Source organism: Chryseobacterium kimseyorum (assembly GCF_025971945.1).
GTDB lineage: Bacteria > Bacteroidota > Bacteroidia > Flavobacteriales > Weeksellaceae > Chryseobacterium > Chryseobacterium kimseyorum.
Genome location: NZ_JAPDHW010000004.1, coordinates 296944 through 320795 on the forward strand (window position 1 = coordinate 296944; position 23852 = coordinate 320795).

Annotated in this window: 22 protein-coding genes; 14 read left to right on the forward strand and 8 right to left on the reverse strand. The window is 36.8% G+C overall.

The genetic code is table 11. From position 1 onward, the window contains the following. Positions 1 to 3 precede the first annotated feature (3 nt). Positions 4 to 1173: a THUMP domain-containing class I SAM-dependent RNA methyltransferase gene (locus tag OMO38_RS07925; RefSeq protein ID WP_264749662.1), complete on the reverse strand. Its 1170-nt coding sequence runs from the start codon at positions 1171 to 1173 to the stop codon at positions 4 to 6. Positions 1174 to 1309: 136 nt separating this feature from the next. Between OMO38_RS07925 and OMO38_RS07930 the strand changes: the two genes are divergently transcribed. Next, a complete protein-coding gene (locus OMO38_RS07930) occupies positions 1310 to 2035 on the forward strand; it encodes a class I SAM-dependent methyltransferase (RefSeq protein WP_264749663.1) in 726 nt (241 codons plus the stop codon). A gap of 257 nt (positions 2036 to 2292) precedes the next feature. Continuing rightward, a complete protein-coding gene (locus OMO38_RS07935) occupies positions 2293 to 3012 on the forward strand; it encodes a ZIP family metal transporter (RefSeq protein WP_264749664.1) in 720 nt (239 codons plus the stop codon). 195 nt (positions 3013 to 3207) lie between these two features. Here OMO38_RS07935 and OMO38_RS07940 read toward each other — a convergent pair whose 3' ends face one another. Together OMO38_RS07940 and OMO38_RS07945 are read right to left on the reverse strand one after the other, a co-directional pair. After that, positions 3208 to 4614 (reverse strand): OmpP1/FadL family transporter, encoded by a 1407-nt coding sequence (locus OMO38_RS07940; protein ID WP_264749665.1) that lies wholly within the window; start codon positions 4612 to 4614, stop codon positions 3208 to 3210. Positions 4615 to 4669: 55 nt separating this feature from the next. Further along, positions 4670 to 5758: a prolyl-tRNA synthetase gene (locus tag OMO38_RS07945; protein ID WP_264749666.1), complete on the reverse strand. Its 1089-nt coding sequence runs from the start codon at positions 5756 to 5758 to the stop codon at positions 4670 to 4672. A 146-nt stretch (positions 5759 to 5904) separates the two neighbouring features. Between OMO38_RS07945 and proS the strand changes: the two genes are divergently transcribed. The 8 genes from proS (at position 5905) to OMO38_RS07985 (ending at position 14835) form a co-directional block, all read left to right on the forward strand. Then, positions 5905 to 7380 (forward strand): proline--tRNA ligase, encoded by a 1476-nt coding sequence (gene proS, locus OMO38_RS07950; protein ID WP_264749667.1) that lies wholly within the window; start codon positions 5905 to 5907, stop codon positions 7378 to 7380. A gap of 126 nt (positions 7381 to 7506) precedes the next feature. Beyond that, positions 7507 to 8844, forward strand: a complete 1338-nt coding sequence (locus tag OMO38_RS07955) for an OmpA family protein (protein WP_264749668.1) — start codon at positions 7507 to 7509, stop codon at positions 8842 to 8844. A 124-nt stretch (positions 8845 to 8968) separates the two neighbouring features. Next, positions 8969 to 10291 (forward strand): Nramp family divalent metal transporter, encoded by a 1323-nt coding sequence (locus tag OMO38_RS07960; RefSeq protein ID WP_264749669.1) that lies wholly within the window; start codon positions 8969 to 8971, stop codon positions 10289 to 10291. Positions 10292 to 10529: 238 nt separating this feature from the next. Further along, the gene (locus OMO38_RS07965) at positions 10530 to 11066 is read left to right on the forward strand and encodes a nucleotide exchange factor GrpE (protein WP_264749670.1); all 537 of its coding nucleotides are present in this window, start codon (positions 10530 to 10532) and stop codon (positions 11064 to 11066) included. 66 nt (positions 11067 to 11132) lie between these two features. Beyond that, positions 11133 to 12254, forward strand: a complete 1122-nt coding sequence (dnaJ, locus tag OMO38_RS07970; RefSeq protein ID WP_264749671.1) for a molecular chaperone DnaJ — start codon at positions 11133 to 11135, stop codon at positions 12252 to 12254. 88 nt (positions 12255 to 12342) lie between these two features. Continuing rightward, entirely contained in the window at positions 12343 to 12693 is a 351-nt protein-coding gene (locus tag OMO38_RS07975; protein ID WP_264749672.1) for a prevent-host-death protein, read from the forward strand. Positions 12694 to 12738: 45 nt separating this feature from the next. After that, a complete protein-coding gene (locus OMO38_RS07980) occupies positions 12739 to 13752 on the forward strand; it encodes a glycoside hydrolase family 43 protein (protein ID WP_264749673.1) in 1014 nt (337 codons plus the stop codon). A gap of 78 nt (positions 13753 to 13830) precedes the next feature. Then, positions 13831 to 14835, forward strand: coding sequence for a YncE family protein (locus OMO38_RS07985; RefSeq protein ID WP_264749674.1), 1005 nt, complete (start codon positions 13831 to 13833; stop codon positions 14833 to 14835). 2 nt (positions 14836 to 14837) lie between these two features. Here the strand turns inward: OMO38_RS07985 and OMO38_RS07990 are convergent, their stop codons facing one another. After that, positions 14838 to 15764 (reverse strand): acyltransferase family protein, encoded by a 927-nt coding sequence (locus OMO38_RS07990; RefSeq protein ID WP_264749675.1) that lies wholly within the window; start codon positions 15762 to 15764, stop codon positions 14838 to 14840. A 74-nt stretch (positions 15765 to 15838) separates the two neighbouring features. After that, positions 15839 to 16723, reverse strand: a complete 885-nt coding sequence (locus OMO38_RS07995; protein ID WP_264749676.1) for a DUF808 domain-containing protein — start codon at positions 16721 to 16723, stop codon at positions 15839 to 15841. A gap of 157 nt (positions 16724 to 16880) precedes the next feature. Here OMO38_RS07995 and OMO38_RS08000 point away from each other — a divergent pair, with 157 nt between their 5' ends. Together OMO38_RS08000 and OMO38_RS08005 are read left to right on the forward strand one after the other, a co-directional pair. Continuing rightward, positions 16881 to 17288 (forward strand): hypothetical protein, encoded by a 408-nt coding sequence (locus tag OMO38_RS08000; protein ID WP_264749677.1) that lies wholly within the window; start codon positions 16881 to 16883, stop codon positions 17286 to 17288. Between the two features lie 28 nt (positions 17289 to 17316). Beyond that, positions 17317 to 18177, forward strand: coding sequence for an alpha/beta hydrolase (locus tag OMO38_RS08005; protein ID WP_264749678.1), 861 nt, complete (start codon positions 17317 to 17319; stop codon positions 18175 to 18177). Between the two features lie 39 nt (positions 18178 to 18216). On the opposite strand, the gene OMO38_RS08010 is transcribed toward OMO38_RS08005, so the two are convergent. The 3 genes from OMO38_RS08010 to OMO38_RS08020 form a co-directional block, all read right to left on the reverse strand. Beyond that, positions 18217 to 18933, reverse strand: a complete 717-nt coding sequence (locus OMO38_RS08010; RefSeq protein WP_264749679.1) for a DedA family protein — start codon at positions 18931 to 18933, stop codon at positions 18217 to 18219. Positions 18934 to 19020: 87 nt separating this feature from the next. Continuing rightward, a complete protein-coding gene (gene prfB / locus OMO38_RS08015; protein WP_264749680.1) occupies positions 19021 to 20133 on the reverse strand; it encodes a peptide chain release factor 2 in 1113 nt (370 codons plus the stop codon). Positions 20134 to 20344: 211 nt separating this feature from the next. Next, entirely contained in the window at positions 20345 to 21694 is a 1350-nt protein-coding gene (locus OMO38_RS08020; protein WP_264749681.1) for an AAA family ATPase, read from the reverse strand. Between the two features lie 329 nt (positions 21695 to 22023). Here OMO38_RS08020 and OMO38_RS08025 point away from each other — a divergent pair, with 329 nt between their 5' ends. Continuing rightward, positions 22024 to 22923 carry an ABC transporter ATP-binding protein gene (locus OMO38_RS08025; protein ID WP_264749682.1) on the forward strand — a complete coding sequence of 300 codons (900 nt, stop codon included), beginning with the start codon at positions 22024 to 22026 and terminating at the stop codon, positions 22921 to 22923. Positions 22924 to 22925: 2 nt separating this feature from the next. Further along, on the forward strand, positions 22926 to 23771 hold the full coding sequence (locus tag OMO38_RS08030; RefSeq protein ID WP_264749683.1) for an ABC transporter permease: 846 nt from the start codon (positions 22926 to 22928) through the stop codon (positions 23769 to 23771). Positions 23772 to 23852 lie beyond the last annotated feature (81 nt).

Consider the following 23852-nt stretch of genomic DNA (forward strand, 5'->3'; position numbering starts at 1 on the left):
AATCTATTCTTCTTTATTCTCCAGTTTATGCAACTTCTTAGTCCCTTCATACATTTCGTATTGTAAAAATCTCGTTTCCAGCTTCCCGTTGAACAATTTGATTTTTCTTGAAGGTCTTAATCCAATTTTCTTTGGAGCATCCAGGTCTGACGAGATCAGCCAAGCCAAAGTATTGGGATAGCTTGTTTTAAAAGTATCACCAATTTTCTTGTAAAAGTCGTCATCATTGATCGAGATTCTCTCATCATATGGCGGGTTGAAAACCATCAACAGCGGGAAAAGATCTTTCTTAGTATCAAAGAAATTTTCTCTTCTTACTTCAATAACGTCTTCCATTTCTGCAGATTCTACATTGGTTCTTGCTGCATCCAGCATTCTTCCGTCAATATCATACCCAACAATTTTACCGTGAAATTCTCTGATTCGGTCTACACGATGCTGCTTGATGGTAGCAAACAAATCATCATCATAATTTTTCCAGTTTTGGAAGGCAAATCTTCTTCTGTAAAGCTGTGCCGGCAGATCCATTGCAATCATTGCAGCTTCAATCAACAAGGTACCGGAACCACACATAGGGTCAAGGAAATTTCCTTTGCCGTCCCAACCTGCCAACTGCAACATTCCACTTGCCAAAACTTCATTGATAGGTGCTTCCCCCTGCTCTCTTCTGTAACCTCTTTTAAATAAAGCATCACCTGAAGAATCCAGAGAAATCGTTACCAATTCCCTATCAATATGAAGGTGGAATTTAATATCAGGTGACTTTGTTTCAATGCTTGGTCTTCTTCCATACTTATTTTGGAAATAATCTACAATCGCATCTTTCATTTTAAAAGTCATGAACTGAGAATGGCTGAACCTTTCAGAATTCACTGTAGAATCTATAGCAAAAGTCTGGTTCACATCCATAAACTCATCCCATTCAAATTTGAAAAGTCTGTCGTAGTATTTCGTTTCGTTGTAGGCTTTAAATTCATCGATCGGAACCAAAATTTTCAAAGCTGTTCTCGCTGCATAATTGATTTTATAAAGGAAACCTAAGTCTCCTTCACAATTGACTGCACGATTTTTCAGTTCCACGTTCCTTCCACCGAGTTTTTTGATTTCTTCGCCCAAAACAGTTTCTAATCCGAAGAATGTTTTTATCTGAATTTTAATATTTTCTGTATCCATAAGTAATTATTAAAAGATTTAACTATTTAAAAAACAATGAATTAACATTTAATTTCATCACAGAATTGAATGTCTCAATACCTGAATATTTAAAATACATTTCTTTTAACACCGCAAATTTAGTTATTTTTGCATTATGGAATGGTTTGAATCTTGGTTTGATACGCCTTATTATCATTTGCTTTACAGTAACAGAGACTATACGGAAGCAGAAAACTTCATCACAAAACTCACTCAGGAGCTTCAGCTGCCTCAATCTTCAAAAATAATAGACCTAGCCTGCGGAAAAGGAAGACATTCAGTTTTCCTGAATAAATTGGGTTATAATGTACTTGGCCTTGACCTTTCTCAGCAAAGTATCGACTTCGATAAGCAGTTTGAGAATGAAAGTCTGACTTTCAAAGTTCATGATATGAGAAATCCCATTGATTCTCAGCCTGTAGATGCAGTTTTCAATCTCTTTACCAGTTTTGGATATTTTGATAACGAAAAGGATGACCGAAATGTTTTCAAATCAGTTTACAACGCTTTAAAACCTGAAGGATTTTTGGTTTTAGATTATCTGAATGAAGAATATGTAACCAAAAATTTAGTTCCGGAAACAACTGTCAGTAGAGAAGGGATAGATTTTCATATCTCTAAAAAAATCGAAGGCAGACACATCATTAAAGACATTCGCTTTGAGATTAATGGGGAACCAAAACATTTTTTCGAAAAAGTAAAACTTCATACTTTAGAAACCATCGAAAACTATGCTTCAGCATGTGGTTTTGAAAGAATAAAAATTTGGGGTGACTATCAGCTGCATGATTTTGAAAAGGAAGTTTCACCACGTTGCATCAATCTGTTTAAGAAAAAGTAAATCAGATCCGTGAATATTTATATGATTTTCACTATTATGACTCTGAGTTCTAGATTTTCTGGACTTAACTTTGGATTTACAGACAGTCATACACCTCTGTTGCCATTTGTAATTTCTGGACTATTATTAATTATAGGAACTGTTTTAAGTTTTCTGAAAAACATTTTTAAATATATATACAGCCATCAATCAATATAGCCTGTACAGTTTGAATGCATTGATTCTCCTTTATTATTTACTATTACCATTTAACTAAAATGATTATAATATTATTAATTTTAAGCGTAATTGCCGGCGTTTTTCTAGGAAAACTATTCGGTAAAAAAGAACAGTTTGCCAAAAATCTCCTGATTCTTAGCGCAGGTTTTTTGATTACCATCTGCCTGAATGAAGTTTTCCCACAGGTTTACAATTCTGATGTAAGCGAAAATCTGGGAATCTTTGTGATTGGCGGAGTTTTACTTCAAATGATTCTTGAAGCGTTAACCAAAGGTTTTGAGCATGGACATTTTCATCATCACAATGAGAGCAGCAATATTTTACCTGTCGCCCTGATGGTCGGTCTTTTCATTCATGCTTTTATAGAAGGAATTCCTTTAGCTAATGAAACGAATCCTCTGTCACCATACTTACTTGGAATTTTATTCCATAATCTCCCGATTTCATTTATTTTAGGAGCATTTCTGTTTAACCGCTCAGGTTCAAAGGCATCATATCCGTCTTTACTGATTGTTGCCCTTTTCGCTTTAGCTTCCCCGATGGGAATGTTACTAGGAAATTATTTCAATCCTGAATGGCAGCCATACTTCTTGGCAATTGTCGGTGGTATTTTTCTTCACATTTCGTCGGTGATTATTTTTGAGAGTAACAAAAATCACAACATCAACTGGTCTAAAATTGGACTGGTCATTTTGGGAGTTTCTCTTGCATTGCTAATGCATTTATTCCATTCTCATCCGCACGGTCATCATCATTAAATGAGATAACTTAAGAACACTAGGCACAAAATTCCACTTCAAATTTTCTCCCTTCACGGAATTTAAAAATTCCACATTTTAGAAAAAAATTATTTTGCCTGAATAGCTAATTCTGAAAAACAAATAGTTTATTCAAACAAAAAAGAAAGGCTTCGAAACATTTCGAAGCCTTTTATATTTAATTAAAATTTTTGACTAGAATTTCCAACCTATAGTAACGAAGAAATTGTTTCTTACATTTTTCACATCTGATACTACAGAATTTGGAGTGGTAACATCGAAATCACCTGAGTAATATCCTGTGTTGTAATTATCAAATTCATATCCTGCCAAAAACGGATTTTTGTATTCAGAAGTGATGTTCTGATATGCTGCATCAATGAAAAATTTACCGAAATCGTATCCTATACCTGCACCAATTGTATTTCTGTCTCCCAAAATAAAGTTGCTGTAGTTAGTGTTAGCAACAGTTCCGTTATTTGAAAAAGCATTGATTGTAGTAGAATCAAACGGACTTGATGCGTAAGAATAACCTCCTCTTAATCTGAAGGCTTTGATTCTGTATTCCGCACCGACTTTTATTTCAGACAAGTTTTTGTAATTATCACTGAAAAAAGTATTCAGTTCCGATTCAGCAACACCCTGCACTTTATACCTAGGCTTTGTTAATCCTAAAGTATAGTCAACATTGATTGCAAAATTTTTGTTCGGTACAAAAGCTCCACTCAAAGTCGCTTTCATTGGAGATCTGAAGGTTCTGTCTTCAACAAAATTATCATAGTAAATTCCGTCTCCACCATCATAATAATCTCTGTACGCTCTGTCGATAGACCACCAAGTCGGAGTTTCAATTGAAGCACCCAATCTTAACTGGTTATTTACCTTACCAATTACCCCCAAAGTACCGGAAATACCACTCGATTTCTCAGAGTATGGAGTGTATTGCTTGTCGAATGTCGTCACAGAATTATCTAAATCTAAGCCGAAAACTGCACTGTCATACTGTTCCATATCGACACCATGCATATTCAAACTTGCTCCGAAATACAAAGCGTTATTGTAATTTGCACCAACCCCTACATTAAATTTAGTCTGAGTACCATATCTGTTATAGGCGTGACCTAAATAAGACATATTTCCAACCACATTATTTCCGTCCTGATCAACAAGATTTTTTGCAATAGAAACATTTGAGTTACCTGGTGTCTCGATATAATCCTCTATCGAAGTAGTGGAAATATTGGCTGCTACGTTGATAAACTTCCAAGGTGTTTCGGTCATTAACTGAAAGGTTGCCACCCCATTTACATTTCCGATATTTACCTTATTGATATTGTAGTAAATAGAAGAACCCGCCAGTGAAGCGGTGTTCTTATTATTTGTTATTGATAATGTTCCTGAGATATCTCCTGCAATCGCAACTCCAATACCTGCCGGGTTGGTCATCAGTGAAGTGGCGTCTCCACCAAGGGCTCCATTGGAACCCACCATTGCATTAAATTTAGACGAACCAACCATTGGTGTATTTGAGTATACATCAATAGAGTTTCTGATCACTGAAATATCCTGAGCCTGCACAAAAAATGCTGCAGAAATACTCATTATGACTAAAGATTTTTTTAACATTATTTTATTAATAGTTATTGAGTTTTAAAAATTATCTACCACCACGGAAACCGCCGCCTCCGCCGCCTGATCTCATTCCGCCGCCGCCAGAAGAACCTCCTGATCTGAATCCGCCACCTCCGCTGTTGCCAGAGTTGAATCCTCCTGATCTGAAACCACCGTTGTCGCTAGGTCTCGTTCCGCTGTCATTTCTGTATCTAGGCTGAGATTGCTGCTGGTTATAATTTGGTCTTGTATTGTAGTTTGGTCTTGGCTGATAATTAGGATTTCTCGTTCCTGACTGATTTCTAAATCCGCCGTTCATTGTTCCTTGTCTGAAACCACCATTGGTAGCACCCTGTCTGAAACCGCCGTTGCCATTTCTGACTCCCTGGCTGTTTCTCAACCCTGAGCCACTGTTGCCATTTCTGAAACCAGAGCTGTTTCCATTATATCTACCACTAATGCTTGGTGTATTTTTGAATCCGCCACCATTAGCTCCACTTCTTCTGTAGGTTGGTCTGTAAAAATTATTACCGTAGTAACCGCCATATCCCCAGTTTCCGTAACCGTATCCTCCCCAGTAAGGATTATACATGCCCCAGTAAGGAGAGTTCCATCCCATACCCCAGTAAGGGTTGTAACCGCCCCAGCCCCAAGAATTTCCCCAGCCAAATGACATTCCCATGCCCCAGCCAGATCCCATTCCCCAGTAAGAGCCGTAACCGCCATACATTCCCCAAGGTGAGCCCCATCCCATACCCCAACCCCAAGAGTTGTCGTAGATATTGGTCTCATTACCTGCGAAATTACCCCAGTCAGAATCTGTAGCATTACCATAATTGGCATTACTCCAGCTGTCATATCTGTTGTCGTATTGTGATGAATTGATTTGAGCGTTTTCTACAATGTTAGATTCAGGATAGTATTCATAATAATCTCCTACCCTGTTTCCCTGATCTCCGTTAATAATAACCCCTTCCGGTAGTGTATCTTTATTGGGATCATAATATACTCCGTCTGTTTCACTATAACCTCCTACCTGAGCACCGCAAGACATTAATAGCAAACCACTTGAGATAGCCAGAACCCCTTTAGATTTCAGCATGCCAAGTAAATTTTTATGTATATTTCTTTTCATGATAATGTAAAAATTTTTAATTTAAATTATATTTGCAATCTGTACCAAAAATATACCAAATCATTGGTAACAAATATCTATCAAAAATAGATTTTTATTTTTAGATTACAATAAAAGAGAAAAGTTAAAATATTAAAATAAAATTAATGGCAAAATTAACCTCAAGAAGCGAAGATTACAGCAAATGGTATAATGAATTGGTTGTAAAAGCAGATTTAGCTGAAAATTCCGGAGTACGGGGATCTATGGTTATCAAACCATATGGATACGCGATCTGGGAGAAAATGCGTGACGAAATGGACAAAAGATTTAAAGAAACAGGTCACGTTAACGCTTACTTCCCGCTGTTCGTTCCCAAAAGTTTATTTGAGGCTGAAGAAAAAAATGCTGAAGGTTTTGCCAAAGAATGTGCAATTGTTACTCATTACCGTCTGAAAAACGATCCTGATAACCCAGGAAAACTGATCGTTGATCCTGAAGCAAAATTAGAGGAAGAACTTATTGTTCGTCCAACTTCTGAAGCTATTATCTGGAATACCTATAAAGGTTGGATTCAGTCTTACAGAGATTTACCAATTTTAATCAATCAGTGGGCAAATGTTGTTCGTTGGGAAATGAGAACGCGTTTATTTTTAAGAACTTCTGAATTTTTGTGGCAGGAAGGTCACACTGCTCACGCAACAAAAGATGAAGCATTGGAAGAGGCTGAAAAAATGAATAATGTTTATTCAGATTTTGCAGAAAAATTTATGGCAATGCCGGTAGTAATGGGTGTGAAAACTCCTTCTGAAAGATTTGCCGGCGCTGACGACACTTATTGTATTGAAGCATTAATGCAGGATGGTAAGGCTCTTCAGGCTGGAACTTCTCACTTCCTGGGACAGAATTTCGCAAAAGCATTTGACGTAAAATTCACCAATAAAGAAGGAAAAATAGAACACGCGTGGGCAACCTCTTGGGGAACTTCCACACGTTTGATGGGAGCTTTGATTATGACGCATTCTGATGACTTCGGTTTGGTTTTACCTCCAACACTGGCGCCGATTCAGGTAGTTATTGTTCCTATTTTCAAAGGAGAAGAGCAGTTAAACCAAATCAGTGAGGTTGCTTTGGAAATTCAGAATAAATTAAAGTTAAAAGGAATTTCAGTGAAGTTTGATGATGACACTCAAAACAAACCGGGTTGGAAATTTGCTGAGTACGAATTGAAAGGTGTGCCTTTAAGAATAGCAATGGGACAGAGAGATTTGGAAAATAAATCTGTTGAAATTGCAAGAAGAGATACCCTTACCAAAGAAACCCGTCCGTTGGAAGGTTTAGATTCTTATATTGAAGATCTTTTAAAAACCATTCAGCTGGATATGTACACCAAAGCTTTTGACTTCAGAAAAGACAACATTACAAAAGTTGATTCTTATGAGGAGTTTAAAAAAGTTTTGGAAGAAAAAGGTGGTTTCATCTATGCTCACTGGGACGGAACTGACGAAGAAGAAGCGCAGATTAAAGAAGAAACCAAGGCAACGATCAGATGTATTCCTTTGGATGATGATATTGAAGAAGGTGTTTCTATGATTTCAGGAAAACCTTCAAAAAGAAGAGTTCTGTACGCGAAAGCTTACTAAAAGTCAACAACATACAATTACCGAATCTTTAAAAATCCATGCGGTTTTTAAAGATTTTTTTTTGAAATCATGATTTGGATAGATTTTTGTTTAATTTTATAATACATTAATCTCAAATAATATATTATGTCATTAAACATCATCGATTTAATTAAAGGTCAGCTTGGTTCCGCACTGGTAACGCAGGCTGCATCGCAATTGGGCGAAAGTGAATCCGGTATTTCAAAAGCTATCGGAGGATTATTACCTGCAGTTGTAGGCGGATTGGCAAACAATTCAGACAACCCTGCAGTGTTAGATGCAATTACCACGGCACCGTCTCAGGGAGTTTTGGGAAATCTAATGGGAGTGGCTTCAGACAACACATGGGTACAGGGCTTGTTGGCATCAATTTTTGGTGACAAATTGAGTGGCTTGGTCAATTCTATAGCAACATACGCAGGAATCAGCAATAATTCATCTTCTTCATTGCTTAATCTGGTGACAGGTGCAACTATTGGTTCTGTAGGAAAATATGCAGCAGACAACAATCTTGATCAGGCAGGCATTTCCAGTTTGCTAAACGACCAGAAAGGTATTGTTTCATCATTATTGCCTGCAGGTTTATCATTAGCATCTTTAAATGTTGGTGACTGGGCTAAAGGTTACAAATTTGACAATGATAATGATGCTATTAAAACTTCTCCGGTTTCAACACCGACTCCTACGCCGACTCCTGTTTCAAACGAAGAGCCGAAAGTTGAAGTTACAAAAAGTGTTGCAGACGGCGGAACTTTTCCGGACCGACCTACGACAACTTCTGACGGCGGATCGATTTGGAAATGGCTTTTACCTTTATTATTACTGATTGCCGCATCGTACTTTTTGTGGAAGCAGTGTGAGAAAAAAGAAACTACAACAACCACAACTGTAGCCGGTGATTCTCTAAATACCACAACAGATTCATCAACAATGCAGAATGATACCGCAACCACAATGACCACTACAAAAGTAGACGAAGACATTGATCTGAACGGTACAGCATTAAAAGGTTACAGAGGAGGAATGGAAGACAACATGATTACTTTTCTGAAAAGCGGATCTTACACAAGTGCAGCTGATGACGCTGCTTTAAAAGACAACTGGTATAACTTCGACCATGTAAACTTCAAAATGGGTAGCGCAAGTGAACTGGAAGCAGGATCCCAAGGTCAGTTGGAAAATTTAGTAGCTATTTTAAAAGCATATCCGGACGCTAAAATCAAAATTGGCGGATATACTGACAAGGTTGGTAACGAGGCTGCTAACGTAAAACTTTCTGGTGATAGAGCAACCTATATTAAAGACTGGTTGGCTAAACAGGGAGTTGGTGCACAGGTTACCGGAGCCGACGGTTACGGAAGTAAATTTGCAACTGTAGATGCAGCTGCATCAGACGCAGAAAGAGCTGCTGACAGAAAAATGGCTGTAAGATTTACAAAATAATCTTACTTTTAAATAGTAAGTTAAATCCCGAAGGAATATTTTCGGGATTTTTTATGTGAACATCACCTCCATTTCATTTATTTAATTAAATTTGTTAGTCATTTCTAACAAATGAAACTTCAGTATGAAAAACGCCTGGCGAAAAGATAAAACATCACACTCATTACCAGAGGTATTCTCCTCAATTTCCATCCCGAAAGGTTCAGGTTTCTGGCGGAAATATCTTGCCTTTGCCGGTCCCGGACTAATGGTAGCCGTAGGTTATATGGATCCCGGAAACTGGGCGACCGATATTGCCGGAGGTTCACAGTTTGGCTACACGCTGCTTTCCGTTGTTCTGATATCAAATATATTTGCGATGGTTCTGCAACATTTATCTGTGAAACTGGGAGTTGTTGCAGAAAGAGATTTAGCCCAGGCCTGTAGAGACCACTTCAAACCTACAACCAATTTTATACTTTGGGTATTTTGTGAAATTGCCATTGCCGCCTGTGATCTGGCGGAGGTCATCGGTTCTGCAATTGCTTTAAATTTACTGTTCGGCATTCCTTTAACCTGGGGAATTGTGATCACCACAATTGATGTTTTAATTATCCTGTTGCTTCAGGCAAAAGGTTTCAGATGGATAGAAAGTATTGTCGCAGGCCTCATGTTTATCATATTGGTGTGCTTTGGCTACGAAATTATTATTTCAAAACCGGAAATCAATGCTATTTTGGGAGGCTTAATTCCGCAGAAAGAAATTATCACCAACCCTGCCATGCTCTACATCGGTATCGGAATTTTGGGAGCCACAGTCATGCCTCACAATTTATATCTTCACAGCAGTATTGTTCAGACAAGAGATTATACACGCGACAAAGAAGGCAAGAAAGAGGCTATCAAATACGCAACTATAGACAGCACAGTATCTCTGCTACTGGCGTTTTTCATTAATGCTGCCATTTTAATTTTAGCTGCAGCAACTTTTCACACAACAGGAAATCAGCACATCGCAGATATTCACGATGCCTATAAAATGCTGACTCCAATTTTGGGTGCTTCTATGGCGAGTATCGCTTTTGCAATCGCACTTTTAGCTTCCGGGCAAAACTCCACACTTACCGGAACGCTTGCCGGACAAATCGTGATGGAAGGCTTTTTAAACATCAGATTAAAGCCGTGGCTGCGACGTTTGATTACGAGATTAATTGCCGTAATCCCCGCTTTAATTGTGACAATCATTTATGGAGAAAAGGGCACCACAGACCTTTTGGTTTTAAGTCAGGTAATCTTATCAATGCAGCTGAGTTTTGCAGTAGTTCCACTCGTTATGTTTACCAACGACAAAGCAAAAATGGGCGAATTTGTAAACAAATCATTTCTTAAAATCTGTGTCTGGATAATCACAGCAATCATTATTGTTTTAAACTTATATCTTTTGTATCAGACATTTTTTGGTGAATAATTTGATTATCAAGGTAGAAGACTCGATGGATTACAACTAACTTTTTCATCATTTTTTTAGGAGCTTTTTCCCGCTTTCCGCTACAATCTTTTTTTTCAAAAAAGGATTTCCACTGCAATCGGGGCTAGGACCTCGGTCATCATTACAATATGGGACAATTTACAAATCTGCCTAAATGTCCTGATTTTTTCTTTGGCAAAATCTTTGACAAACATGGAGTATAAAAAGTTATTGAAACATGGAAAATCAGGATATCAACGAAGAAAATATCAATAATCAGGAAGAAATCAATCCTCAGACAGAAACGCCTACAGAAGAAAATGTGACAGAAACGCCTACTGCAGAAGAACTTTTGGCAGAAGAAAAAGACCGTTACATCAGATTGTACGCAGAGTTTGAAAACTATAAAAAAAGAACGTCAAAAGAGAAGATGGAATTCTTCACTTATGCCAACCAGGAAATGATGGTTTCTATGTTGGGTGTTTTAGATGATTTCGAAAGAGCTTTAAAAGAAATTGCAAAAAACGGTAACGAAGCAGACCTTCAGGGAGTTGAGTTGATTTATAACAAGTTTAAAAATAAATTAACTGAGAAAGGATTGAAAATTATGGAAGTGAGAGCGGGTGATATTTTCAACGTAGATTATCACGAAGCAATTACTCAGATTCCTTCTCCTTCTGAGGATTTGAAAGGTAAAATTGTAGATGTGATCGAAACCGGATATACTTTAGGTGACAAAGTGATCCGTTTTGCAAAAGTTGTAACAGGAAATTAATTATCAGCAATGGGTAATAAGTAATTGATAATTGCTTATTACCCATTGCTCATTACTTATAAAAATATGTCAAAGAGAGATTATTACGAGGTTCTTGAGGTCAGCAAATCTGCGAGTGCCGACGAAATAAAAAAAGCATACCGAAAAATGGCGATCAAATATCACCCAGACAAAAATCCGGGAGATAAAGATGCTGAAGAGAAATTTAAAGAAGCTGCAGAAGCGTACGAAGTTTTAAGCGACGATAACAAAAAGGCACGCTACGATCAATACGGTCACGCCGGTGTTGGCGGGGCAGGCGGTTACGGTGGCAGCGGCTTCGGTGGCGGAATGAATATGGAAGACATCTTCAGTCAGTTCGGAGACATTTTCGGTGGCGGAGGTTTTGGCGGATTCGGTGGCGGCGGAGGTGGCCGTCAACAGGTGAAAGGTTCTAATTTACGAATCAGAATCAAGCTGAATCTTGAAGAGATGGTGAACGGAACCCAAAAAACTCTTAAAGTAAAAAAAATGAAGATGGCAGAAGGCGCCACTTCAAAAACCTGTCCTACGTGTAACGGAGCTGGAGTTCAGATGAAGGTGATGAACACAATGTTCGGACAGATGCAGACGCAGACTACCTGTGGAACTTGTCAGGGAATCGGTAAAGTTGCCGATAAAATTCCTGCAGGTGCCAATGCACAGGGTCTAATCAAAGACGAAGAAGAAATATCAATCAATATTCCTGCAGGTGCAAGAGACGGTATCCAGCTGAATGTAAGAGGAAAAGGTAATGATGCACCATTTGGCGGAATACCTGGAGACTTATTGGTGATTGTAGAGGAAGAAGTAGATAAAACAATCAAGAGAGAGGGTGATAATCTTCATCAGGAATTATATGTTTCTTTTGCAGAAGCTGCTTTAGGAACTAAAAAAGAAATTCCTACCGTTGGCGGAAAAGTGAAAATCACCGTTGATGCAGGAACTCAATCCGGAAAAATCCTAAGATTGGCAGGAAAAGGTTTACCAAGTATTGACAGCTACGGAAAGGGCGACATGTTTATTCATATCAATGTATGGACACCTCAGACGCTTAACAAAGAACAAAAAGATTTCTTTGAAAAGCAGATGTCTAGTGGCGACATGGTTGCAGAACCTTCCGGGAAGGAGAAAACTTTCTTTGATAAAGTGAAAGATTTATTTAACTAAAGGATAATAAAAGAGACTTTTTTACAAAGTCTCTTTTTTCACTTCATTTATTATTTAATTTTTATAAATTTAAAGGTAGCAATTCACTATGAACTATCAACTTCAGCTCCGCACGCCAGATTCTAATGGTAATCTAGTTTTTAACACCATCATATTTGATGCATTCAAAGTGAATATCGTTGAGAGATACTACGGTTTAGTTCCGAAGTCATGTGACGTTTTATTTAAAGTGAGAACTTTAGATAACCAACTTATCAAAAGAAAAGACGGTCACGTGAAAATCAGAATTAAAGATGCAGATTACGACACGTATAAAAGTTTATTAAAAGTTTTCAGCACCTACGAGTATAAAAACAAACTCATCAGCAGAAATGATGCGCAGCAAGACTTTGTGCATTTTATTTTGAGGTTGGTGATTGTAAATTATAATCTAAACTAAAATTTTCTCTATTTTCGTAAAGTCAATTGCGGAAAAATAGAATCCATGAGAAAATTTATCATCCTTACGTTATTTAGTGCAATCGGTTACGCACAGGAAAGTCCGAGATATTTACTTGACGACCTGTACTTTGCAGATCCTTCTGTTCACGTTTTTAACGGAAAAATCTATATCTATCCTTCCCATGATATTCAAACTGATGTCAAAGATGCTGCCAATGGTGCACATTTCAATATGAAAGATTATCATGTGCTGACTTTGAACGATGTTAATCACAAGGCGAAAGATCAGGGTATCGCATTGAAACTCGAGGATGTGTCCTGGGCAAAGCAGCAACTTTGGGCTCCCGATGTTGCCAAAAAAGGGAATAAATATTATCTATATTTTCCAGCGAAAGACAAAAATGACGCATTTAAAATTGGAGTTGCAACCAGCAAAAGTCCGACAGGTCCTTTTAAAGCAGAAAAAAATCCTATCTCCGGGACTTACAGCATAGATCCTACTGTTCTGAATGACAACGGAAAATATTTCATTTATTTTGGAGGACTGAAAGGTGGGCAGCTTCAGGAATACAGAAATAATCAGCATTCTAAAAATTATCCTGAACTTCAAAAGGAAGAAAATGCCTTGCTGCCAAAGATCGCTTTGCTGAAAAGCAATATGAAAGAGCTGGCTGAGGAACCCAAAGATGTTTTAATTCTCGACGAAAACGGTAATCAGCTGAAATCGGCAGACCAACACAGACGGTTTTTTGAAGGAGTCTGGATTCATCAATATAACAGCAAATACTACCTGTCCTACTCTACCGGCGAAACCCACAAACTGGTTTATGCCATTGGCGACAATCCTTACGGGCCATTTACTTTTCAGGGAGAAATTCTGAGTCCGGTTGTGGGTTGGACGACGCACCACAGCATTATTGAAATTGATAAAAAATGGTATCTTTTCTATCACGACAGTAAATTATCTGGCGGAAAAAGTTACCTAAGAAGTTTAAAAGTGAGGGAATTGAAATACGATGAAAACGGAAAAATCATTCCGATGGACGGACAGGATTAATATTGATTTAACTTAATGCAAAAAAATCTATCATAACAGAGGCTTTTAAGTCTCTTTTTTATTTTTAAATTTTAACTAATGAAGTTTATCCATTTTCTACTTCTTTTTTGCAGTATTCAATTTTCCTTCGCACAAAACAAATACATTCTTGCACTTTCAAAATCAGATCATCAAATGGTGGTTTTGGATTATGATAATTTAAGTATTATTAAAAAAATTCCGGTAGGAGATGATCCACATGAACTTATCGTATCGGAAGACGGAGAAAAAGCTTATGTAGCCAATACATCTAATGGAGCTGCTCATGAAATAAATGTTATAGATCTAAAGAATTTAGTTCCGAAACAAAACATTGATATCCGTCCTTTGTACGGCGCTCATGGTTTGGCATTAAATGATAACAAACTTTGGTTTACTGCACAGGGTTCAAAATCTGTAGGAAGGTATGACGTAAGTTCAGAAAAACTTGAATGGTCTATTGGAACAGGGCAAAATGTAACACATTTACTCTTTGTTACTTCAGACTCTGAACACTTTTACACCACAAATATAGAATCCGGAACGGTAAGTATTTTTGATCATGTTTTGTTGCAGCCAACTGTTCCGCCCACGGGAGTTTTACCTCCGAACGCAAAACCACGCCTGGACTGGATTCAGACTTTAATACCTGCAGGAAAAGGTGTGGAAGGTTTTGATGTTACGCCCAATGGAAAAGAACTTTGGGCAGTGAGACCAGATGGGCATATCATCATCATTGATCCCGAAAAGAAGATCATTAAGCAAGATTTAGACACCAAAGTTTTGGGACTGCACAGATTAAAATTCAGTTTTGATGGTAAAACTGTTTATGCAGTCAGCGTAAAAACTGGCGACCTGCTGTTTATAGATTTCAAGAGCAGAAAAGAACTTAAAAGAATTAATGCGGGACAAGGTGCAGGATTGTTAGTTGACCATGAAAGTAACAGACTTTTTGTATCGTGTACTCCCAATAATTACATTTCAGTTGTTGATTTAGCAACTCAAGAAGTCATCAAAAAACTGGAAATTGGTGGGCGACCGGATGGAATGGCGATTTCAAAATAAAATTAAAGAAGATACTTTAGCCTTCGGTTTAAAAATACCAAAATTAAACCCGACAAAATAAGAGAACTTATAAAGATGAAATCAGCATGCTGCAGTACAAAAAGATTTTCAGATTTATAAACATAAAACATCAGCAGCGGATGAATGAAATAAATGGCCGTGGAAATACTCGCCAGAATTTTTGAATCTGTTTTAAAATTTAAGTTTTTAAAGTAAATAAAAACCACCGGACAAGCTATCAACAGACAAATTAAGAGATCTACACTTTCTTTTTTCGAAAGTTTAAGAATCTGAATATTGACAAAGGCTTCCGCGATGACAGCTGTAACTGATAGTAAAACCAGCCAGAGCGAAGGATTTCTCTTCACATCCCATTCGTATTTTTTAATTAGAAAACCAATCGTTAAAAACGGGAAGCAGTCGAAAAGAAAGTTTCGGTACATCGGGTAACGGTTGAAGAGCTCATTCGCTTTGCCTTCAAAAAAATGAGAGTTTCCTAAATATTGAATTGCATAACCACAAATAAAAGACAGAAAAACCAATAAAATCAGGAGTTTCGGGCTTTTATTTCTGAGAAAAAACAGAAGAATTCCTGCAAACAAAGTTCCGTTGAGATACCATAAATGATGGTAGCCAAAAACGATATTCGTAACTGCTTCACCTTCTTTCCAAAGCGGAATATAGATGACCGTCCAGATTGCGTATAAAATAAAGATTCTGAAAAGCCACTTTTTAAGTTTAGAAAAATCATTAACGTAGGAAAAATAATAGCCGGTAATAATCAGAAAAACGGGAACTCCCAGGCGGAAAAGCCCATTAACAAGCAGATAGCTGACTGTTGGATACGAATCTCTGAGAAAATGAATATGAAGCCCAACCACAAACAGGGCGAGAACAATTTTCAAAAGATCTATTGCTAAGCTTCTCATTTTAAACGAAAAAGTTTACGAAAACCGTCCGGAAACATCTTCGTAAACCTTTATATTTTTATTAATAACAGTTTCTATTTTCCTGAAACAAGACTGTACAATTTTTTACCCGCAGTGAATAAAGCCACACCGATTAAACCGCCTGCCAGACCAAAAACTACTTGTTTCAAAGTGGCGTTCCATTCAGGTAAAATGTGATGCAGATATTCTATCCTGTGCGCGAAAATTTCTCCTGCCACCATGATTAATGCTATTGTTCCAATCACACCTAAAGATTTGATTACCCACGGCAACGCATCTACCAAGAACTGACCTAATTTTGACGCAAAACCTTTACCGTTACTTTTTTTGATTAGTTTGAAACCGGCATCATCCATTCTCACAATTAATGCTACGATTCCGTACACACCAACTGTTGCTACTATCGCAACAAGGCTTGTTACAAGAATTTGGGTAATGAAAGGATGGCTTTCTTCCAGCACAGTTCCCAGTGCGATAATTACAATTTCCAATGAAAGAATAAAATCTGTGGTCACTGCAGATTTTACTTTTGCTTTTTCGATTTCCTCGGCGGTCTGTGTATCAGCTTCCCGCTCTTCTATAACCTCGTGCCCTTCCTTTTTCCGATGAAAAAGAAACTCAATAATTTTTTCAACACCTTCAAAAGCCAGATACATTGCTCCGACAATTAAAATATAGTTGATTGCAGGCTGATACAACCAGTTCAGTAAAAATACAATGGGTAGAATAATCAGTTTGTTTAAAAACGAACCTTTGGTAATTGCCCACAGCACAGGAATTTCTCTTGAAGACATAAACCCTGTAGCTTTCTCGGCATTCACGGCAAGATCATCACCTAAGATTCCTGCTGTTTTTTTTGTAGCTATTTTAGTGGTTACCGCCACATCGTCCATTAAAGCTGCAACATCGTCAAGAAGTGCAAAAAAGCCTGAAGCCATAAATTTTAATCTATTTTTAAGTTTTGTTAAAATAAAACCAAGAGCAAAAATAATGTTTTAATTTCATTCTTAATTAATTTTAAATTTTATAATTGTGAATACTTGTTCATCCGGTAAACAAATTCTATATTTAAAATATTCTATAAACGTGGATTTAATGGCGTCATTTTCAAAAGTTCCGATTGTAATAATAACAATATCTACATTACTTTTAACATGCAGGGAAAAACTTGCGGAACCTATATCATTTTTTGAAAATTATGATTTGCAGTCTGGAAGATTTAGATTGGAAGCCCGTAAAACCGATGGTCTCGCGATAGATAATCATGAGAATTTTTATATTGATGATCCTAAGATTTTAACCAAAATGCAACAACAATGGATTTTCAGATATAAATCTGACATACAACCTTGCGGTTATGGATATGCCGTTTACTTAAAGGAAAATAATAAAACTATAAAGCAAATATCAGTAAATTTAGATTGTGAGTATATGTCAGGTTGGATTTACTTTCCTAAAGAATTTTTAACAGATCACAAAAATCATTTCAAAACCCTAAAGTAAAAATTCTTTTTCTCCCTATCTTTACTCTATGAAAAAGCTGATTCTCAAATACCATTACTTCGTTTTAGGATTGGCGGGTTTTGCTTTAAATTCCTGCAATTCAAAATTCAGAGTTTGGGTAGGAAATGATGCTCAAAAAGTTTACAACCTGAAATATGGTGAAGACAAACGCCAGAAGATGGATATTTTTCTTCCGGCAGACTATGCACGGGATTCACCAGTTGTCCTGATTATTCATGGCGGAGCCTGGAAATACGGTCGGAAGGAGCATATGATTAAGATTCAGAAAATGCTTTTCGACAATAATATTCCGAGTGTCAATATAAATTACCGCCTGGTAAAAAAAGGAATTACCTACCGCGAACAATTGGAAGACATTGATCTCTCCATTCAAAAGTTCAATTCACTCTCCGAAAAATCAGAGTTGCTGCCCGATAATTATATTCTTCTGGGCGAAAGTGCCGGGGGACATCTGGCTCTGCTTTACGGCTACAAAAATCCTCAGAGAATCAAAAAAATAATTTCACTGAGCGGACCAACCGACTTTCATTCTGAAGAATATCTGAAATCTTTTTACTCAAAATATACTTCAGGAACGGTACAGAAAATGGTGGGCATCAAATTTGACCGGAAAAATCTGTCTGAAGAATTCCAGAAGGCAAGTCCGGTTGCCCATATTACAAACGTTCCCACGCTCATATTTCAGGGAAACAAAGATTTTTTAGTAAACCAGAAACAGGGCTTAGCTTTAGATTCTGCACTGACGGCCATGAATGTTCCACATAAATTAATTTTTATGGAAAATACAGGTCATGCACCCAGATTTTTCAGTAAAACAAAAAGAGACAGTATTATTTATCCTAATATTCTGGAATGGATAAAAAAATAACCCGCTTAAAAAGCAGGTTATTCAATGTATAATAAATGATTATTTTTCTTTATCAATAAGATCTTCCAAAGTTTCATCTTCTAATTTCGGATTCTCTTTGGGCGCTCCCAGCATAAATTTAAGAATAACAGGAAGCGTTGTAATCAATACAATGACGATAATGATGTATTCTAATTTTTCCTTCAGGTTTATACCTAATTGTATCAAAAACAGTTCATTAAGGTAATGTCCCGCAAAGATTAGAATAAAAGACCATAAGATACCACCAATGATGTTGTCTCTAAGGAAGTCTCTTTTATCCATCTTTACAATCCCGGCAATGATAGGAGTGAAAGTTCTTACCACAGGTAAAAATCTTGCCATGATAATCGCCAAAGCACCATTCTTTTCGAAAAAGTCATGAGCCTGAAACAGATATTTCTTTTTAAATAAGAATGTATCTTTCTTTTTGTACAAAGCAGGTCCTGTTTTGTTTCCAAACCAATACCCTACCTGATTACCAATGATCGCAGCCAATGATACTGCAGTAGCCAGAATCGTAGTATCTAAAAGATCACTACCCGTAGATCCGAAAGTTTCTTTGATGATATCTACTGCGTAAATACCTGATACAAATAACAGTGAATCTCCCGGAAGGAAAAACCCAACAAACAACCCGGTTTCGGCAAAAATGATAAACAAAATAAGCCAAAACCCTCCCATTTTGATATAAAATTCGGGGTTTAATAAATCTTTCCAGCTATTGAAATCTTCCATAAGTAATGATGATGAACAAAAATAAGCTTAATAAAATTATGCTGAAAATATATTAGCATATTTTAACAGAAATGTGAACATGATATATTATAGGTCGAGATCGTCATCAGAAACTGCCGTTCCGTCTGCCATCAGAAATGCTTTTAGAAAAGGCGTAAGGTTTCCGTTCATTACAGCATCTACGTCTGAAGTTTCATGACCCGACCGCACATCTTTGATTAGTTTATAAGGGTGCATTACGTAATTCCTTATCTGGCTTCCCCACTCGATTTTCATCTTGCCTGCTTCAATTTCTGTTCGCGCTTTTAAGCGTTCTTCCAATTCCATTTCGTATAATCTGGATCTTAAAAGCTGCATCGCTTTTTCTTTGTTCTGAAGCTGAGAACGCGATTCTGAGTTTTCAATAATAATTCCTGTCGGTGCGTGACGCAGACGAACTGCCGTTTCTACCTTGTTCACGTTCTGTCCACCCGCCCCGGAACTCCGCATCGTTTCAAATGAGATATCCGCCGGATTAATGTTAATTTCAATCGTATCATCCACCAGCGGATAAACGTAAACTGAAACGAAACTGGTGTGACGCTTTGCATTAGAATCAAAAGGAGAAATTCTTACCAGTCTGTGAACGCCATTTTCACCTTTCAAATAACCGAAAGCATATTCACCGTCAATTTCCAGGGTCACTGTCTTCACACCGGCAACTTCACCTTCCTGATAGTTAAGTTCTTTGATTTTATAATTCTGCTTTTCGGCCCACATCGTGTACATTCTCATCAGCATTGCTGCCCAATCGCAGCTCTCAGTTCCTCCTGCTCCTGCTGTGATCTGAATAACTGCAGAAAGTTCGTCACCTTCGTTAGAAAGCATATTTTTAAATTCGATGTTTTCAATTTTCTCCATCAAAAGCGGAAAGCTTTCATCGAGTTCCTTCTCAGAATCGGGATCTTCTTTGGCAAATTCCAATAAAACCTGCAGATCTTCAAACTGAGTATTAATTTCTTCATAATCCTCAACCCACTTTTTCTTTGAACGGAGTTGCTTAAGGAAAACCTCAGCTGTTTTAGGATTGTCCCAAAATTCCGGCGCCGCGGTTTTTTCATCATCATTGGAGATTTCTATCTTCTTTTTATCGATTTGAAGATATTTATGAAGGTCTTCAATTCTTGACTGAATTTCTTTTATCTGGTCGTTGTTGATCACGAATATTTCTTTTTTGCAAAAATAAGATTTAAAGTTGAGAGTTTATAATTTCTAAAATTGAAGGCTGAAACAAATTCATGTTTTAATCGAAATGAGAAATGATTTTCTGAACCGATTTGATAGAATCATTTTCGGAAATTACCAAAGAATGCTCAACAGTGGTCATTCGATGCCTCAAGAATAAATCTCCCAAACTCTACAACCCTCAAACTCAAATCTCACCTTCTCCATTATGCTGAAAGCCAATCTCTCTTCTCGGCACTTCAACAGCCTTGTAAGATTCCAGTTCTGTCTTCAAAGAATGAATACGCATCTGGAAATCGTCTAAATTATTAATGATCACATCATTTAAAAACTGAGCAATTTGATTCAGATATTCTTCCGTTAATTTTGTGCCGGCATCACGCAGAGCTCCCTTCAGCAGTGTTTCATCAATGATAAGCTTTTCATTTTTTGTTTTCTGATAAAGGTTTTTAATCCGTTTTTTCAGACTTTGGGTAAAGTCGATCAGCATGGTGTTGCTGAATACCTTCATTTTCGAAGCAATGCTGTTCCAGAAAGGAATTTTATCGGCTTTATTGTTTTTAAGAATTTTGAAAAGCAGAGAATCTTTATCTAAATTTTTGGTCATTGAGTACAAAATAATCTCCGATCTTTCCGCAGCATTAGGCGGAAAAACAGGAATGGCTACATCAAATCTTCCCGGCGCCAGAATTTCTTCATCGATGTCAGCTACTGTATTTGCAGAACCAACCATCAGAATATCTTCGTTATCAAATTTTGAAATATGATGAAGGATTACTTCCTGAGATTCCAGATTGCAGGAAGCGACGTCTGTTTCGGCTTTTCTTGCCATCATAATTTCGTCAAAATCTTCCAGAAAAAGCAACACTTTGTCTTCTTTCATCATTTTTAAAAGAAAATCATTAAAATTGGTTTGTGTACCATCTACAAATGAAGTTCCCAGATAATGTTTTTTAACTTCTTTAAACTGATAATTAATGATTTCAGCAATTTTGTTAGCCCAGAAAATCTTGCCACTTCCGGGAGGTCCATATAAAATAATCCCTACAGGCTTGTTAATTCCCCAGTCTTTAATCTGTTGCGGATTTAAAAAGGGTTCCAAAACACCTGAGATATGAAAAAATAGATCTCTGTAACCAATAAAATCTCTTTGCTGGAGTTTGGTTTTATTTCCAAAATAATTATAGACGAATTTGTAATTGCCACCTAATTTATTATCAATTCCATAGCTTGAAACCGATGAGCGGAAAAATCCGTTATCATATATATTAGTTTGATTACCCTGAATCGCTTTCTCAATCTTTTCTTTCGGCTGATTAATGGTTTTTGCGATTTGATCCACCGTTTTATTTTCATCTAAATCCTCCTCATACTGCTTTAAAAAATCTACATTTTCACGCGCAAATTTCTCAAAATCTTCCTTCACTTCAAACTGAGTCGAGATACAGTCGATTAAATCAAGATCAAAATCCTGAATAAACTGTTTAATAGCCTCTGCAGAAACGTTTAGTTCCTTTGCAAGTTCGATTAACTTCATAAAATCATCTTTGAATCAAATTTAATGAAAATTTTGAGAAGATGAATGGCGGAGATTGTGACGGATCATCGATGATAATTGATAGATGATGAATGATGAATGATGAATGATGAATGATGAATGATGAATGTTAGATGTTAGATGTTAGATGTTTATCAAAATAACTTTTTACTTTTTACTTTTTACTTTTTACTTTTTACTTTTTACTTTTTACTTTTTACTTTTTACTTTTTACTTTTTACTTTTTACTTTCTACTTTTCAACATTTTAAAAATACTTTGTAACATTTCACGAAAAAGAGAAACCTATTGCCTATACAATCAAATTACATGGAAAAAGTTTTATCGGTCAAAAATCTGACTAAGAAATTCAAGAGAGTTGTTGTCAACAACATCTCCTTTGATGTGGAAAGAGGAAATGTGTACGGACTTCTCGGTCCGAACGGAAGCGGAAAATCTACAACTTTCGGAATGCTGCTTTCAACAATTAATCCCACAAGCGGCGACTGGTTCTGGTTTGGAAAAAAAGGTACCGATTCTGAAACACTGAAAAAAATAGGGGCCATCATTGAGCAACCCAACTTTTATCCATATTTAAGCGCGGAAACCAATTTGAAAATTGTTGCCGAAATCAAAGGAACACCCTACTCCAGAATTAATGAAGTTTTGCAGACTGTCGGACTTTTAGAAAGAAAAAAAGACAATTTTAAAACTTTTTCTTTGGGAATGAAACAGCGTCTTGCAATTGCATCATCGCTTTTGAATAATCCTGAAGTTTTGATTTTAGACGAGCCGACAAACGGTTTAGACCCTGAAGGCATTATTCAGATCAGAGAAATCATCGGAACGATCGCAAAACAGGGAATCACAATCATCATTGCAAGTCATCTTTTGGATGAGATTGAAAAAATCTGCAGCCACGTGATTGTTTTGAAAGAAGGAAACGCCATTTACTCAGGAAGTGTAGACGGAATGACGACCAATACCGGATTTTTCGAATTGAAAGCAGACAACAACGCCACATTATTGACCGCTTTGGAAGAACTGCAGTGGTTTACATCAGTGAAAATGGATGGTGAATTGATTAAAGCGCAGATTCGCGATGATGCTTCGATTTCCGCATCCGGATTAAATCAAAAATTGGCTGAGAAAGGTATTTTCCTGTCACATTTGGCGAAGAAAAAACAATCTCTAGAAACTCAATTCCTTGAACTTGTAAAAAACAAATAATCATGATGAAACTATTAAAACTAGAATATTATAAAAACCTGAATTACAGACCGTTTAAGGTTTTCACCATTTTATATTTTGCGATTCTGATTGCTCTGCTTTTTATCGGTTTAGCAGATCTTAAACTTTTTGGAAATCCAATTAATCTTAAAGAGCAGGGAATGTACGATTTTCCGGGTATTTGGAATTTCACCACATGGACGGTTGCCTTACTGAAGATTTTCCTGGGACTGATCATTGTTTTTTCAATCTCTCAGGAATTCAGCAACAGAATGTTTAAACAAAACACTATCGACGGACTGAGCAGAGAAGAATTTATTGGTTCAAAACTTATTACCATTACTCTTTTCACTGTAATTTCTACACTCATTGTTTTTGGAATTACTTTGTTTTTAGGGAAGAGTTATTCTACAGTGCAGGATTCTGAAATGGTTTTTAAAGAAATATTTTTCATTGGAAATTATTTTGTGAAATTATTTGCTTTCTTCTGTTTCCTGATGTTTTTATCAATTTTATTAAGAAAATCAGTTTTTGTATTCCTTGCATTTTTTGTAATCTGGGTCGGAGAATCAATTCTTGGTGGGATCGAAGCATATTCAAGGCTTACCGGAATGCAGGGTGCTCAAAGAAATGAAGTTCTTCAGAACGAATTTTTCTTCAGCAGACTTTTTCCTTTGGAAAGTATGTCGAGCCTGATCCCAAACCCGATGTTGCGACTGAATATGGCAAAAATGATGGGCCTGAAATATGAATTCACCTACCCTACCGAAAGCTTAATCGCGTGTCTGGTTTGGTGTGCTATCTTCATCATCGGTTCTTACTGGATTTTAAAAAGAAGAGACTGGTAATTTTTCAATTATCAGGTATAAATTATTCTAATACAAAAGTGATTCATAATTGAGTCACTTTTTTTATTTAAATTTAAACCA

Coding starts and splice junctions, on each gene's coding strand:
- OMO38_RS07925 (WP_264749662.1), bottom strand. CDS start 1,173: ATGGATACAGAAAATATTAAAATTCAGATAAAAACATTCTTCGGATTA.
- OMO38_RS07930 (WP_264749663.1), top strand. CDS start 1,310: ATGGAATGGTTTGAATCTTGGTTTGATACGCCTTATTATCATTTGCTT.
- OMO38_RS07935 (WP_264749664.1), top strand. CDS start 2,293: ATGATTATAATATTATTAATTTTAAGCGTAATTGCCGGCGTTTTTCTA.
- OMO38_RS07940 (WP_264749665.1), bottom strand. CDS start 4,614: ATGAGTATTTCTGCAGCATTTTTTGTGCAGGCTCAGGATATTTCAGTG.
- OMO38_RS07945 (WP_264749666.1), bottom strand. CDS start 5,758: ATGAAAAGAAATATACATAAAAATTTACTTGGCATGCTGAAATCTAAA.
- proS (WP_264749667.1), top strand. CDS start 5,905: ATGGCAAAATTAACCTCAAGAAGCGAAGATTACAGCAAATGGTATAAT.
- OMO38_RS07955 (WP_264749668.1), top strand. CDS start 7,507: ATGTCATTAAACATCATCGATTTAATTAAAGGTCAGCTTGGTTCCGCA.
- OMO38_RS07960 (WP_264749669.1), top strand. CDS start 8,969: ATGAAAAACGCCTGGCGAAAAGATAAAACATCACACTCATTACCAGAG.
- OMO38_RS07965 (WP_264749670.1), top strand. CDS start 10,530: ATGGAAAATCAGGATATCAACGAAGAAAATATCAATAATCAGGAAGAA.
- dnaJ (WP_264749671.1), top strand. CDS start 11,133: ATGTCAAAGAGAGATTATTACGAGGTTCTTGAGGTCAGCAAATCTGCG.
- OMO38_RS07975 (WP_264749672.1), top strand. CDS start 12,343: ATGAACTATCAACTTCAGCTCCGCACGCCAGATTCTAATGGTAATCTA.
- OMO38_RS07980 (WP_264749673.1), top strand. CDS start 12,739: ATGAGAAAATTTATCATCCTTACGTTATTTAGTGCAATCGGTTACGCA.
- OMO38_RS07985 (WP_264749674.1), top strand. CDS start 13,831: ATGAAGTTTATCCATTTTCTACTTCTTTTTTGCAGTATTCAATTTTCC.
- OMO38_RS07990 (WP_264749675.1), bottom strand. CDS start 15,764: ATGAGAAGCTTAGCAATAGATCTTTTGAAAATTGTTCTCGCCCTGTTT.
- OMO38_RS07995 (WP_264749676.1), bottom strand. CDS start 16,723: ATGGCTTCAGGCTTTTTTGCACTTCTTGACGATGTTGCAGCTTTAATG.
- OMO38_RS08000 (WP_264749677.1), top strand. CDS start 16,881: ATGGCGTCATTTTCAAAAGTTCCGATTGTAATAATAACAATATCTACA.
- OMO38_RS08005 (WP_264749678.1), top strand. CDS start 17,317: ATGAAAAAGCTGATTCTCAAATACCATTACTTCGTTTTAGGATTGGCG.
- OMO38_RS08010 (WP_264749679.1), bottom strand. CDS start 18,933: ATGGAAGATTTCAATAGCTGGAAAGATTTATTAAACCCCGAATTTTAT.
- OMO38_RS08020 (WP_264749681.1), bottom strand. CDS start 21,694: ATGAAGTTAATCGAACTTGCAAAGGAACTAAACGTTTCTGCAGAGGCT.
- OMO38_RS08025 (WP_264749682.1), top strand. CDS start 22,024: ATGGAAAAAGTTTTATCGGTCAAAAATCTGACTAAGAAATTCAAGAGA.
- OMO38_RS08030 (WP_264749683.1), top strand. CDS start 22,926: ATGATGAAACTATTAAAACTAGAATATTATAAAAACCTGAATTACAGA.